Below are 13567 nucleotides of genomic sequence, written 5' to 3' on the forward strand. Positions count from 1 at the left end.
AGGTGTTTTAAAAGACGAAAAACCAATAACTTATGAATATTCGACTTATATGATAGATATGGAAGATGAATATGTTGATAAGGAAGCAATGATAAAAGAGTTAGCGGCGTATAAAGCAACCTCTAAAAATAACTTAAGAAGTTATAAAAACAATAAAGATTATCGACAAGGACAACAAAGTGAAATTGAGAACATTTTAAAAGATGCTAACGTAAAAATAGATAAAGCAGCCGATAAAAAGGGCGTTGATGGTGTCGTTAAGGAAGCTAAGACAAAGCTAGATAAAGTAAAAACAAATAAACAACTAACAGATGCTGAAAACAGCGCAAAAGCGAAAGAATTGTTAGCGTATAAAACAGACGCTAAGAAAGGTATACTGAACTATAAAGATCCTAAAAATTATTTGGAAGCTCAGAAAAACGAATTGACCTCTATTTTAAAAGAAGCAAATGGAAAAATTGACAAAGCAACAACTAAAAATACAGTGGACAATCTAGTTAGTGAGACAAAACTTAAACTAGATAAAGTAAAAACAAAAAAAGAGCTAATAGGTGAAGAAACAAACCCTCAAGGACCTTACATTAAAGATGGCCGTTTTGTAACAATAAGTAAGAAAAATTATAGTACGTGGTCTAATTTTAGTTGGAAGAAACGCAGTGATTCAAGTAAAATGATGAATCAAACTTACCAAGCTAAAGGAAAATATAACCATGAGAATGGGTCAACTTATTTATCACTTTTTGACAATAAAGGAAAATGGCAAGGATATATCAACGAAAAGGCAGTGAAAATCGGAGATGGTAAGCAAGGTGCTTACATCAGTGATGGTCGCTATGTGACAATATCAAAAGATAATTACGATACATGGACTAACTTTGCTTGGAAGAGTCGGAATAAAACGAAGAACCTGATGAACCAAACATATCAAGCAAGAGGTCGTTATACCCATTTTAATGGTAGTACGTTTTATTCACTCTACGATAGCAAAGGCAAATGGTATGGCTATCTAAACGCAAGTGCTGTTAAGCTTGGAGATGGAAAACAGGGAGCCTATATTAAAGATGGCCGTAAAGTAACTATTAATAAAAAGAATTATAATACGTGGTCTAATTTTGGATGGAAAAAACGTCAGTCAACGAGCAGTTTAATGGGAAAATCATTTACAGCAAGAGGAAAATACAATCATATAAATGGTTCAACGTATTACTCACTCTATGATAACAAAGGCAAATGGTATGGTTATCTAAGTGAACATGCAGTGAAATAGAGAAAGGACAAGGAATCCATCAAAGATTCTTTGTCCTTTTTATAATCTAATTAAGTTTATTGGGTAACGCCTGTCATTATCCATTTAACGCGGAATCGGTAATCTTTAACTAATTCTTCAGTAGTCCAATCATTGGCGATATAACCAGTTAAAGAATTCATCACAAGCTCCATTATGAAAAATAAGAAGCTAACAGACTCCTCATGATCTGTCATTACAATATGATTGGCAACTAAAATATCAGTCCACTGTGTTAAAAGAGGAGAATCACTTGCTAGTGGAAAGCGTTTATACGCGGATAAATCATTTGACTCTGTTAAGAGGCGAAGGCTTTTCCAATAGTCTGTCTCATGATCAAGTTCACTACACCAAATCAAGTATTTTTCGATGCCATCAAAAAATTGATTTTTATCTGCTTGAATATACTTAATAATATCTTGATGAATTAAAAGAGCGTATTGGTTAATAATATAAGTATAGGCATCTTCTAAATCATCAAAATATTTATAAAAAGCACCTCGAGACATTTTCATTTCGCTAACTATTTCTGCTACTTTTACTTGGCTAATTGGCTTTTTGAAAAATGTATTGAGTAAGATATGATCAATGGTTTCTTTTTTTTTATCTGATAGGTTTAAAAAAGTATCGTGTGGCATGCTTTTAAACCCCTTTCTATAGGTCATCTAAATCACTCTCATTTTATCACAATTTTCTTTGACATTCTTTACTTTTTGAAGTCTTTTACTTCCACCAATTCACCGTCTTGCATCTCAAACACGCGGTCACTCCACTGAATCATTCGATGATCATGGGTAACCATAACCGTTGCTTTTTGTTTTTCATGTGCTTCTTTTACAAGCAATTTAACGACTTCATACGCATGCTCAGTATCTAAACTTGCGGTAGGCTCATCAGCTAAAATTAAATGTGGGTCATTATAAAGGGCCCGTCCAATAGCAACGCGTTGTCTTTCACCACCTGATAAGTCTTTAGGGTACTTATCTTTTAAATGCTCAATATCAAGGGAGTGAAGTAAATCGTTAATTCTTTCATCTGATTTTTTGTCTTTGTTGACTTTATCTACTAAATAAAATTGTTCTTTAATTGTTAAGAATGGGATTAAATTTGATGCTTGTAAGATAAAACCAATCTCTTTAAATCTTAGTGCGGAACGTTTCTTTTCAGATAAATTAGTAAAAGAAATATCATTAATTCGGATGTCGCCAGTTGTAGGCTGTTGTAGTCCACCTGAAATAGTTAGAAAAGTACTTTTTCCTGAACCAGAAGGGCCAATAATACTGATAAACTCACCTTGTTTTACTGTGAAGTTCACATTTTTTAAGGCGTGAATATCTTCTTTTCCTTGTTTAAATGTTTTGGTAATATTTTTCATCATAAGCATGTCTGTCATTTTCTTAACCTCCAATTGCTTTCATAGGGTCTACTTTGGTAACTGTTCCAATCGAGAAGAGGCTACCAATAATTGTCACAAGTAGTAAAATCAAACTGTAAATGAGCCATAAATTAAGTGCCACACTAAATGGCATAGCATCAGGTAAAATAAAACTTGTCCCAAGACCAAGAGCAAAACCGATAGCAATTCCTATCACACCAATCATTAAAGATTGTTTAACAATTGAATTGATAATAAATTTACTAGAAATACCTTGTGCTTTCATCACCCCAAAAATACTTGTTTTTTGAAGGGTCATGACATACATAAAAATTCCGATAATCGCTGTAACAATAAAGAACAAGAAGTAAATCATCGAGTTAAGAGTTAGATTTTGAGCCGAATAACCAGGTAAACTTTCAATAAAGTTATCCGTTTTAATCACGTTTAATTTAGGTTTGGCATCTGTAACAACTTCTGTAGAGGAATTATTTGTCACAACCGCATTGATAGGTTGCCCATCACTTGAGGCTTTAAAGTTTTTCCCATATTTTACTTTTGCTGCATCTTCTAATGATGAGTAGATAACAGGTGTTACGGTGTAGAAAGTCTCAGGAAAAATCCCCACAACTTTCATTTTTAAGTTGTCACTACCCATTTCAATCGTGTCACCTATTTTATAGCCTTCTTTAGCTAAATTGTTTGAAATGATAATATCATTCGGCTCTTTGAACAGGTCTCCATCTGTCATTTCAGGAAGTAAAAAGGCTTGACTATCAGTCCCAAAAAGAGTGATATTAACTTTCTTGTTTTTTTCACCAACCGCTCCGTTGTATACAGAAATGGGCGCTTTTTTATTGGCATCCACATCATCTAAATTTTTCTCAGTTAGCTGAGAAGCTGCTAAGTTTTTATTACTATCTTCTGATAAGACGACTGCCTGGCTGTTCCAATCGACAATGACTTGTTTGAACTCATCGGCTAGCCCGTTAGCTAATCCTGATAGCATAAATACTGCATATGAAATCAAAACAATAATCCCAACAATTAGGGTATATCTTAATTTTGAGTATTTCATTTCTTTAATTGCTAAAAACATAAACATTCTCCTTTATCTAAATCATAATTAGTTGGTAACACTTTGTCACTTTTTAAAGTATAATACTAAAGTGACAAAATGTCACTAATTTAAATTTGATTTTTTTGTGAAGAAAAAAATGAATACAAAATTGTTCTTAAAATGAACGGAATATCGAGAAATAAAGGTTAAAACAAGGATTTAGGTGATTTTTATTGTGAAAAAATGAAATAACAAGTAAAGTATAAATAGGATTATTTTTTAGAGATGAGGAGTGATAGGATGAAAATAACAGTTCTTGGATTTTGGGGAGGCTTTCCTCAAAAAGAAGAGGGGACGACGTCTTATTTAGTCGAATCAGATGGTTATTCTCTTTTGCTTGACGCGGGAAGTTCAACGTTAATCCAATTAGAAAAAATAATAGATCCGCTAACGTTAGATGCGGTCATACTAACGCATTATCATCACGACCACATTGCTGATTTAGGAGTTTTACAATATTTAAGGCAATTAAAACCAACTCAACCAGTAGCAGAATTACCAATCTATGGTCATATGGAGGATACGTGGCATTTTGATCAATTGACATTACCAAAAGTGTCAAAAGGAATTGGTTATGAACCAAGTAAAGAACTCGAAGTTGGGCCATTTTCAATCACCTTTTTGAAAACAATTCATCCTGTACCGTGTTTTGCTATGCGGATTGTAGAAAAAGCAACAGGTAAAATCTTTGTTTTTACAGCAGATACAGGCTATTTTGAAGAATTAGCTGATTTCTGTTATCGCGCAGATTTATTGATAACGGACACTTATTTTTTAGAGGGAAATGAAAATCATCACGCACATTTAACCTCAAAAGAAACAGGAGAACTAGCAGAAAAAGCACAAGTCAAAAAACTTGTTTTAAGTCATTTAAAACAAGATATTGATTTAGCAATCTTAAAAGAGCAAACAGAAAAATATCATCATCACAGTGTGGAAACACTTTTAGCATCAACGCAATTAAAAATAACTATTTAGGAGAATGTCCCATGATTTTTGTATCAAATGAAGAAATGACAGACCCACGAATTAACTTAGCCATTGAAACATATTTAGTTCAGGAAATGCCAATTGATGAGCCAATTTTATTGTTTTATATTAATGAGCCGTCAATTATTATTGGACGTAATCAAAATACAATTGAAGAAATTAATACAGACTATGTAGAAAAACAAGGTATCCATGTGGTTCGCCGCTTAAGTGGTGGGGGAGCAGTCTATCATGATGCTGGAAATTTGAACTTTAGTTTTATTATGCCTGATGATGGTGAATCTTTTAGAAATTTTGGTAAAGTAACACAACCAATTATTGATGCGCTGCATGATATGGGGGTTGAAGGTGCTGAACTTAAGGGACGTAATGATTTAGTCATTGATGGAAAGAAATTTTCAGGAAACGCGATGTATTCAACTAATGGTCGCATGTTTGCTCATGGCACACTGATGTTTGATAGTGATGTGAATGAAGTTGTCAATGCACTTAAGGTGAGAAAAGACAAAATCGAATCAAAAGGAATCAAATCGATTCGCTCACGTGTTACTAATATCAAACCTTACTTAACTGATACGCATCAAAATATGTCTACAGAGGATTTCAGACAAGAAATTCTATTAAAGATATTTGAAACAGATACTATTGAAGACGTGAATGTCTACAAACTTACAGATAAAGACTGGGAAAAAATTAATGCCATTTCAGATAAATTGTACCGCAATTGGGATTGGAATTATGGGCGCTCACCAGAATTTGATTTGGTTCGTCGAAAACGATTTACAATTGGTTCGATTGAAGCAAAGATGAATGTGTCTGAAGGTGAAATTAAAGACATTCGTATTTTTGGTGATTTCTTTGGTTTAGGTGAAATTGCTGATGTTGAAAAATCACTTCAAGGTGTTAAATATGAAAAAGCGGCTATTACAGAAGCAGTTAAGAATATTGATGTGAAAAAATACTTTGGTAATGTTGAAGCAGAAGATTTAATTGAGTTATTGTATTAATATGGAAAAAAGCTGCGATACCTATTTTAAATAGATATCGTAGCTTTTTTTATTTAAGGTGCTAAAGGGATTTCAAATATAGCAATGTATATAATAAAAGCATAGAAAAGAAAAGCCGGTAGAGTGAGAAAAATACTGATTATGTTCCAACCTTCTTTTGTTTTCACTAAGGCAATAATATTATTGACCATTAAAATAGCAACAATAGTTGATGAAATGTAAAAATTAAGATATACAATAGGTAATATTTCAGGAAAAAATGTGCTAAAACAAATGATAAAAGCCGCAATCAGATTAAATAGCGTCCATTTTGACATTGATTTCATGATACTCACCACTCAAACTTTTTCTTTAATTATATCATTTATAGACAAAAAAACGTATCGTGAATGATTTCCACGATACGTTTAATAGTAATAATTATTTTACTTGTTTTGATTTATCGATAATTTTATTAACGATACCATATTTAACGGCTTCATCAGCACTCATCCAGAAGTTACGATCTGTATCTTCTGAAACTTGTTCATAAGTTTGACCAGTTGCTTTAGCAATCAGGCGGTTGATTCTTTCACGCATTTTGATAATTTCTTGGGCTTCAATTTGGATTTCAGTACTTTGTCCTTGAACGCCACCAGCTGGTTGATGAATCATAAAGCGAGTGTTTGGTAAAGAATAACGGTTCTTTTTGTTAGCAGCTAAGTAAATGGTAATACCAGCACTTGCTACCCAACCAGTACCAACAACTTTTACGTCTGGTTTAACAAATTTAATCATGTCATGAATAGTGTCTCCTGCTTCAACATGACCACCTTGGCTATTAATAAAAATAGTAATAGGATCATCGCTTAATGAAGCAAGTAGTAACAATTGTCCACTTACTTCTTTTGCTAAATCTTGGTTAATTTCACCGTAAATTAAGATAGTGCGGTTATCAATCATTTTTTGAGTTAATAATGAATTTGCATCTTGTTTTTTTGTTTCTTCCATAATAGAAAAACCTCCAATAATATACTAAAACTATTTTAACATAGTTGAAAAGAATAGACGCTTTTTAACGCTTTGGTTTACGTCCTAAGCCAACAGCATTTTTCATGCGTTGCAATGTTTTATTCGCTACTTTTTGAGCTTCAAAGGCACCTTTATCTAAAATAGCATGTAATTCGTCTGAATTTAAGAAATAGTTATAACGCTCATGAATCGGTTCAATCCAGGCAACAACAGCCTCAGCTAAATCAGATTTAAATTCAGCGTAGCCACTATCCTTGTATTTTTCAACTAATTCTTCTATTGAGTAGTCAGTGACAGAAGAGAAGATAACAAGTAGATTTGAGATACCTGGCTTTTCTTCAGGATCATATTCGATAATGCCACTTGAATCAGTAACAGCCGAACGAATTTTTTTAGCAATTGTTTTAGGCTCATCAAGCATTGAAATAAATCCTTTTGCATTGTCATCTGATTTACTCATTTTTTTCGTCGGTTCTTGCAGACTCATAATCCGCCCACCACTATTTTTATCTGGAATCTTAACTTCTGGTGTTGTTAAAATTTCTTGATTTTTACCAGCATAACGAGAATTAAAACGAGTCACAAAGTCACGTGTTAATTCTAAATGTTGTTTTTGATCTTCGCCAACTGGAACAAGATTAGTATTGTAGAGAATAATATCTGCTACCATTAAAGGTGGGTAAGTCAAAAGTCCGGCATTAACAGAGACTTGTTTTTGAGACTTATCTTTAAATTGGGTCATTCTTTCTAATTCTCCAAGAGAGGTGTTACATTGAACGATCCAGGCTGCTTCAGCATGTGCTGGGACTTCTGATTGAATAAAGATGTCAGCTTGCTCTGGGTCAATTCCTACGGCTAAATAAAGCGCAGCTAATTGTAAAATTTGTTCTCTTAGTTTTAAACGGTCTTGAGGCACTGTAATAGCATGCTCATCAACAATACAAAAATAGCACTTGTATTCTTTTTGTAAATCAACAAACTGTTTCATTGCCCCAATATAATTTCCGATAGTGGGAATCCCACTCGGTTGAATACCAGAAAAAATTACTTCCATAAATGATTCCACCTTTTTTTAGTTAGTCATAAGTACATTATACTAAAAAATGGAAAGAAAGACAGAGATTCATAAGAAATCACTAGAATTAAAAGCAATCCGAAGAAAATGGGTAGTACACAAATTTAACCTGTTTCATAATCTTTTTCAATTGTGAATTATTTGTAAATATTGTATTAAGATTTATGTTTTTTAATAGAAACGTATATTTAACAAGGTTTACACAAGTTATTAAATATACGTTTTTTGATAAAAAAATTCAAAAAAATCTAGTATTTTAGAAAGTGTTATAGTATAATTAACTTAAAGTCATAAACAGTGAACACAAACTGTTAGTCTGTTAATTTTGAAAGGAAGTGAATCGTATGTTGAAATTATATACCTCACCTAGTTGCACATCTTGTCGGAAAGCACGAGCTTGGTTACAAGAACACCAAATCCCGTTTGTAGAAAGAAATATTTTCTCGGAACCACTAACTCAAGACGAGTTAATTGAAATTTTGCGCATGACAGAAGATGGTACAGAAGAAATAATTTCTACTCGTTCTAAAGTATTTCAAAAGTTGGACGTTGATTTGGATGAACTTCCACTTCCTAAGTTGTTGAAGTTAGTTCAAGAAAATCCAGGCTTATTACGTCGACCTATTATGGTAGATGATAAACGTCTTCAAGTTGGTTTTAATGAGGATGAAATTCGTCGTTTCTTACCAAGAGAAGTAAGAGCAATTGAATTGAAGCATGCTCAAATGATGGCAGGAATTTAAGAAACAATATTTATATAATCTTCAGCATGCTGATGACATATCGGACATGCTGTTTTTTTAGTTTTTCTAAAAAAGGAAATTATTAGCTTAAGAGTAGTCATCACTTTACTTTTTAATTTTTTCCGATACAATAAGGCTAAAGATAAAATTAAGAGAAACGAGGTGTAGCGAGATGGAGATGGAGAGAATTAATGAAAATACAATTCGCGTGTCAATTGGAAATGATGATTTAGAAGAAAGAGGCATTACTTTTTTAGATTTGTTAGGAAATCAAAAACAAATAGAAAGTTTCTTCTATAGTATTCTAGAAGAAGTGGATGTCGACGAACAATTTCAAGAAACAGACTCTGTTACTTTCCAAGTGCTACCCAATCATGATGGTTTAGAACTTTTCATTAGTAAGAACTTACCAATGGATGATGTGAATCATTTAGATATGATGCCAGAAGGTGCTTTAGGGGATGGTTTTACAGATTTCTTAAAAGAACATATGAAAAACCAAGGAACAAGTAATGAGAACAATGAGCTAGATGAAGAAATTGATTTCATCAGCAATGAATCAGGAGATACTGTTGATGCAATCTTTAGATTAGATACTTTTGAATCAATGATTACTCTAGCAAAATCAATTAAATTACAGAACGTACTAACATACCTTTATAAATTCAAAGAAGATTATTACTTACGTGTTACTTTCTTTGTAGAAGACACAAGTGAAAATCAAATGAAAAATGATATGTCGCAAATTTATGAGTACACAGATCGAACAAATATCACAGTCGATATTTTAGAAGAGTACGGTGAACTTGTGATGGATCTAAATGCTTTAGAATTAACGAGATATTTTTTCAAGTAACGAGAAAAGAAAAAGTGGGGGGAATGTGTTTTTTAACATTTCCTTTTTCTTTTTTTAAAAGAAAGTAGGTGAGATATTTGATTAGAAGAAAAGAGTTTTTATTATACACAATTGCTGGAACAACTGGAACTTTTATTTATTTCTTCGCAAGGTTTACCTCAAAAGGGTTAACAGATAATGTGATGATACCTGTTATTGTTGGTCAAATATGTGCTATTCTTTTTTCTTTTTTTGCTAATAAATTTTTTGTCTTTAAAAATAAAGGAACTGGATTTAAAAAAGCCTGTCATCAGTTTTTAGAATTTTGTATCGGCAGAATATTTGTTATTTTACTTGATTTAGGAATTGCTTTCTTTTTTGTTGATAAGTATGGAAAATTTTGGGCAAGTCATCTCGGGTTGAACCGAATCAATTATCAAAATGCTTTCTATTCAAACCCAATGTTTCACCGATTTGTTGGAAGTGAACAATTATTAAATGAGTTTATATTTACAGTTATCTCTCAAGTGTTAGCAACAGTTATTAATTATGTTATTTCTAAAAGAATTGTTTTTAAAATTCAAAAGAGCCAAGAAGTCGTACCTTCTTAGCTCTTTTTTTTATTATTTACATCCCAATTAAGTAATCGTCATCGTTCATAGCTTCAACAGTACCTAGAAGATAGCCATTTCCCACTTGAGAGAAGAAGTCATGGTTACTAGTTCCTGTTGATAAGCCGTTCATCACGATTGGATTAACATCATTTGCTGTATCAGGGAACAAAGGATCCATTCCTAAGTTCATCAAAGCTTTATTAGCGTTATAACGTAAGAAGGTCTTAACTTCTTCGGTCCAACCTAATTTATCATATAAAAGTTCCGTGTATTTTTCTTCATTTTCATATAATTTGAAAAGTAAGTCGTACATCCAGTCTTTGGTTTCTTCTTGTTCAGCTTCAGATAATTCATTAAAGCCTACTTGGAATTTATAACCAATGTAAGTGCCGTGAACAGATTCGTCACGAATAATAAGTTTGATAATTTCTGCCACATTGGCTAACTTATTGTTGCCTAAATAGTAAAGAGGCGCATAGAATCCTGAATAAAATAGAAACGTTTCTGCATAAACACTAGCCACTTTTTTTTGTAGCGGGTTGCCATTTAGATAAATTTCGTTAATAATTTCAGCTTTTTTTTGTAAGTATTCGTTAGTATTTGTCCACTCAAAAATTTCTTCGATTTCAGCTTTTGTATTTAATGTACTAAAGATAGAAGAGTAGCTTTTAGCATGGACAGACTCCATGAATTGAATGTTATTTAAAACAGCTTCTTCATGAGGTGTTCTAACATCTGGTCTGATAGCGTCAATGGCACTTTCTGATTGGATAGTATCAAGTAAAGTTAAACCACCAAATACAAGACCAATGTTTTCTTTTTGATCCTCAGACAAGGTACGCCAGTCATCAAGATCATTAGATAAAGGGATACGTGTATCTAACCAAAATTGCTCAGTTAATTTTTCCCATGTTGATTTATCAATGATATCTTCAATGGCGTTCCAGTTGATGGCTTTGTAATAACTATTTGTCACAGTGATTTTCCTCCCTTAAATAACACAACTTTCACATTGATTGCTTCCAATTTCCTCAGCATCATCTGTAAAGGTTCTAACGTAATAGATAGATTTAACTCCTTTATGGAAAGCGTAATGACGTAGAATATTTAAATCACGCGTTGTTTGTTTAGTAGTATCTTTTTTCCATTCATATAAACCCTCAGGCATTTCAGAGCGCATAAAGAGAGTTAAACTCATTCCTTGATCAATGTGTTTTTGCGCTGTGGCGTACACATCAATAACTTTACGCATGTCCATATCATATGCCGATGTATAGTAAGGCATACTTTCGTTGTTTAAATGAGGTGCTGGGTAATAAATTTTGCCGATTTTCTTTTCTTGACGTTCTTCAATCAAGCGAGTAATCGGATGGATACTTGCACTTGTATCATTAATGTAAGAAATTGACCCATTTGGTGCAACGGCTAAACGGTTTTGGTGATATAGTCCGAATTCTTGAATGGAAGCTTTAAGAGCTGCCCAATCTTCTGCTGTTGGAATGTCAATTGTATCAAATAAAGCTTTCACTTTATCAGAATGAGCTAAGACTGGTTCGTTGATGTAAGTATCAAAGTAAGAGCCGTTTGCATAATCTGATTTTTCAAAGTTATGGAAAGATTCATTTCTTTCTTTAGCAATCGTGTTACTTTCAACTAATGTCCAGTAATTTAATAACATAAAGTAGACATCCGTAAATTCAATTGATTCAGGTGAACCATATTCCATTTGATTTTTAGCAAAATATGTATGAAGCCCCATAGCACCTAAACCAATTGTATGATTTTGACGGTTCCCATTTTGAATGGAAGGGACAACTTCAATATCTGATGCGTCTGTAATGTAAGTTAATGCACGTGTCATTGAACGAACAGACTTACCAAAATTAGGACTATCCATTAAGTTAACGATATTTGTTGAACCTAAGTTACAAGAAATATCTGTACCCAGTTCTTCATATTGCTGGCGATCATTAATCATAGAAGGTTCCTGAACTTGTAAAATTTCAGAACACAAATTACTCATAATAATTTTGCCGTATACAGGATTACTTCTGTTGGCTGTGTCAATGTTGATGATATAAGGGTAACCAGATTCTTGTTGTAATTTACTAATTTCATTTTCTAAATAACGAGCACTAATTTTTTGCTTACGAATATTAGGATTAGCAACTAAATTGTCGTATTCCTTAGTAATATCAATATATGAAAATGGCACGCCGTACTCACGTTCCACACTATAAGGACTAAATAAATACATGTCTTCATTGTTACGAGCTAATTCATAGAATTTATCAGGAACAACCAACCCTAGTGAAAGAGTTTTAACTCGGATTTTTTCATCGGCATTTTCTTTTTTAGTTGAAAGGAACATTTCGATATCTGGATGGAAGACGTTTAAATAAACAACACCAGCACCTTGTCTTTGACCTAATTGATTACTATAACTAAAACTATCTTCAAATAATTTCATAACTGGAACCACGCCACTAGCAGCTCCTTCATACCCTTTAATAGGTGAGCCTGCTTCACGTAAGTTAGATAAAGTAATACCAACACCACCACCAATACGTGATAGTTGTAAGGCACTGTTAACCGTTCTACCAATACTATTCATGTCATCGGTCACTTGGACTAAGAAACAAGAAACAAGTTCCCCGCGGCGCTTACGACCGGCATTTAAAAAGGATGGCGTTGCTGGTTGGTAACGTTGATAAATCATTTCTTCAGCTAAATCCATTGCTAATTGTTCATCACCATCAGCAAAATAAAGGGCATTAAAAGCAACTCGGTCTTCGTAACGTTCTAAATAGGCAGTACCATCATTTGTTTTCAAGGCATATTGTGAGTAGAACTTGTATGCTGCCATAAATGATTTGAAGGTAAAGTTTTGTTCACTAAGATAAGTATATAAAGATTCGATAAATTCAATAGAATAGTTACTGATGAATTCTGATTCAATATAATCTTCTTCTATTAAGAAGTTTAATTTGTCTTCAACAGAAGCAAATTGCTTTGTGTTAGGCTCAACATTTTCTTTAAAGAAAGCAGCTAAAGCTTCTTTATCCTTGTATAAAGGAATTTGATCATCTACGGGTCTATTAATTTCATTATTTAATTTAAAATAAGTTACATCTTTAAGGTCTTTTAGACTCAAGGTCACTCACTACTTTCCTAAAATTTTTCACATCTTCTTCGGTGCCGTTAAACTCAAAACTAAAGAGAAGAGGGACATTATAATCTCTTGCAATATCTTTAGCGGTAAAAATAAAAAGGTCAGCAAAGTTACGATTTCCGCCACCAGCAACACCTAACATGTTTTCTTGATTTGTTTTGTACTCAATAAAATCGTTCACTACTTCAGTGACTTCTGCGTCATAAGTAGGAACGATTAAGATGTAAGGTTCATTCATTTCATAAAAAGGATTGTTTGGATCAATTTCATGAGCTGGAAGTCCTAGCTTTTTGATAAATCGTCTTGTTTGCCCGGTTAAAGAAAAAAAGACTAGTTTCAT

At 32.9% G+C, this 13567-nt stretch carries 14 protein-coding genes and 1 pseudogene; 6 read left to right on the plus strand and 9 right to left on the minus strand.

Annotated features, from left to right (window positions below; translation table 11 throughout):
* Positions 1-1267 (plus strand): annotated as a pseudogene (locus tag RR554_RS05930) (hypothetical protein); the annotation flags it as partial.
* Positions 1268-1323: 56 nt separating this feature from the next.
* On the opposite strand, the gene RR554_RS05935 reads toward RR554_RS05930, so the two are convergent.
* The 3 genes from RR554_RS05935 to RR554_RS05945 all read right to left on the minus strand — a co-directional run bounded on the left by RR554_RS05935 (position 1324) and on the right by RR554_RS05945 (position 3759).
* Positions 1324-1923, minus strand: coding sequence for a TetR/AcrR family transcriptional regulator (locus RR554_RS05935; RefSeq protein WP_332463377.1), 600 nt, complete (start codon positions 1921-1923; stop codon positions 1324-1326).
* 68 nt (positions 1924-1991) lie between these two features.
* On the minus strand, positions 1992-2678 hold the full coding sequence (locus RR554_RS05940; protein WP_332463349.1) for an ABC transporter ATP-binding protein: 687 nt from the start codon (positions 2676-2678) through the stop codon (positions 1992-1994).
* 4 nt (positions 2679-2682) lie between these two features.
* Positions 2683-3759, minus strand: a complete 1077-nt coding sequence (locus RR554_RS05945) for an ABC transporter permease (protein ID WP_332467624.1) — start codon at positions 3757-3759, stop codon at positions 2683-2685.
* 261 nt (positions 3760-4020) lie between these two features.
* On the opposite strand from RR554_RS05945, the gene RR554_RS05950 reads away from it, so the two are divergent.
* Together RR554_RS05950 and RR554_RS05955 are read left to right on the plus strand one after the other, a co-directional pair.
* Complete coding sequence (locus RR554_RS05950; protein ID WP_332467625.1) at positions 4021-4758, plus strand: MBL fold metallo-hydrolase; 738 nt, start codon at positions 4021-4023, stop codon at positions 4756-4758.
* A gap of 11 nt (positions 4759-4769) precedes the next feature.
* Entirely contained in the window at positions 4770-5777 is a 1008-nt protein-coding gene (locus RR554_RS05955; RefSeq protein WP_332467626.1) for a lipoate--protein ligase, read from the plus strand.
* A gap of 53 nt (positions 5778-5830) precedes the next feature.
* Here the strand turns inward: RR554_RS05955 and RR554_RS05960 are convergent, their stop codons facing one another.
* The 3 genes from RR554_RS05960 to trpS all read right to left on the minus strand — a co-directional run bounded on the left by RR554_RS05960 (position 5831) and on the right by trpS (position 7842).
* Positions 5831-6103 (minus strand): hypothetical protein, encoded by a 273-nt coding sequence (locus RR554_RS05960; RefSeq protein WP_332467627.1) that lies wholly within the window; start codon positions 6101-6103, stop codon positions 5831-5833.
* 94 nt (positions 6104-6197) lie between these two features.
* The gene (locus RR554_RS05965; protein ID WP_332463354.1) at positions 6198-6767 is read right to left on the minus strand and encodes an ATP-dependent Clp protease proteolytic subunit; all 570 of its coding nucleotides are present in this window, start codon (positions 6765-6767) and stop codon (positions 6198-6200) included.
* 64 nt (positions 6768-6831) lie between these two features.
* Complete coding sequence (trpS, locus tag RR554_RS05970) at positions 6832-7842, minus strand: tryptophan--tRNA ligase (RefSeq protein WP_332463355.1); 1011 nt, start codon at positions 7840-7842, stop codon at positions 6832-6834.
* Between the two features lie 365 nt (positions 7843-8207).
* Here trpS and spxA point away from each other — a divergent pair, with 365 nt between their 5' ends.
* The 3 genes from spxA to RR554_RS05985 all read left to right on the plus strand — a co-directional run bounded on the left by spxA (position 8208) and on the right by RR554_RS05985 (position 10052).
* Entirely contained in the window at positions 8208-8606 is a 399-nt protein-coding gene (spxA, locus tag RR554_RS05975; RefSeq protein WP_332463356.1) for a transcriptional regulator SpxA, read from the plus strand.
* Positions 8607-8778: 172 nt separating this feature from the next.
* The gene (locus RR554_RS05980) at positions 8779-9462 is read left to right on the plus strand and encodes an adaptor protein MecA (RefSeq protein ID WP_332463357.1); all 684 of its coding nucleotides are present in this window, start codon (positions 8779-8781) and stop codon (positions 9460-9462) included.
* Between the two features lie 77 nt (positions 9463-9539).
* Positions 9540-10052: a GtrA family protein gene (locus tag RR554_RS05985; RefSeq protein WP_332463358.1), complete on the plus strand. Its 513-nt coding sequence runs from the start codon at positions 9540-9542 to the stop codon at positions 10050-10052.
* A gap of 16 nt (positions 10053-10068) precedes the next feature.
* On the opposite strand, the gene nrdF is transcribed toward RR554_RS05985, so the two are convergent.
* The 3 genes from nrdF to nrdI are packed head-to-tail and all read right to left on the minus strand — an operon-like array spanning position 10069 to position 13567.
* Positions 10069-11031 carry a class 1b ribonucleoside-diphosphate reductase subunit beta gene (gene nrdF / locus RR554_RS05990; protein ID WP_332463359.1) on the minus strand — a complete coding sequence of 321 codons (963 nt, stop codon included), beginning with the start codon at positions 11029-11031 and terminating at the stop codon, positions 10069-10071.
* A 15-nt stretch (positions 11032-11046) separates the two neighbouring features.
* A complete protein-coding gene (gene nrdE, locus RR554_RS05995) occupies positions 11047-13209 on the minus strand; it encodes a class 1b ribonucleoside-diphosphate reductase subunit alpha (RefSeq protein WP_332463360.1) in 2163 nt (720 codons plus the stop codon).
* Positions 13190-13567, minus strand: coding sequence for a class Ib ribonucleoside-diphosphate reductase assembly flavoprotein NrdI (nrdI, locus tag RR554_RS06000; RefSeq protein WP_332463361.1), 378 nt, complete (start codon positions 13565-13567; stop codon positions 13190-13192). Before nrdI ends, nrdE begins: the two co-directional genes overlap by 20 nt.

Source organism: Vagococcus sp. (genome assembly GCF_036639995.1).
Lineage (GTDB): Bacteria > Bacillota > Bacilli > Lactobacillales > Vagococcaceae > Vagococcus.

Excerpts from the sequence above, each read along its gene's own strand:
- RR554_RS05935 (WP_332463377.1), bottom strand. The coding sequence starts at position 1,923 with ATGCCACACGATACTTTTTTAAACCTATCAGATAAAAAAAAAGAAACC.
- RR554_RS05940 (WP_332463349.1), bottom strand. The coding sequence starts at position 2,678 with ATGACAGACATGCTTATGATGAAAAATATTACCAAAACATTTAAACAA.
- RR554_RS05945 (WP_332467624.1), bottom strand. The coding sequence starts at position 3,759 with ATGTTTTTAGCAATTAAAGAAATGAAATACTCAAAATTAAGATATACC.
- RR554_RS05950 (WP_332467625.1), top strand. The coding sequence starts at position 4,021 with ATGAAAATAACAGTTCTTGGATTTTGGGGAGGCTTTCCTCAAAAAGAA.
- RR554_RS05955 (WP_332467626.1), top strand. The coding sequence starts at position 4,770 with ATGATTTTTGTATCAAATGAAGAAATGACAGACCCACGAATTAACTTA.
- RR554_RS05960 (WP_332467627.1), bottom strand. The coding sequence starts at position 6,103 with ATGAAATCAATGTCAAAATGGACGCTATTTAATCTGATTGCGGCTTTT.
- RR554_RS05965 (WP_332463354.1), bottom strand. The coding sequence starts at position 6,767 with ATGGAAGAAACAAAAAAACAAGATGCAAATTCATTATTAACTCAAAAA.
- trpS (WP_332463355.1), bottom strand. The coding sequence starts at position 7,842 with ATGGAAGTAATTTTTTCTGGTATTCAACCGAGTGGGATTCCCACTATC.
- spxA (WP_332463356.1), top strand. The coding sequence starts at position 8,208 with ATGTTGAAATTATATACCTCACCTAGTTGCACATCTTGTCGGAAAGCA.
- RR554_RS05980 (WP_332463357.1), top strand. The coding sequence starts at position 8,779 with ATGGAGATGGAGAGAATTAATGAAAATACAATTCGCGTGTCAATTGGA.
- nrdI (WP_332463361.1), bottom strand. The coding sequence starts at position 13,567 with ATGAAACTAGTCTTTTTTTCTTTAACCGGGCAAACAAGACGATTTATC.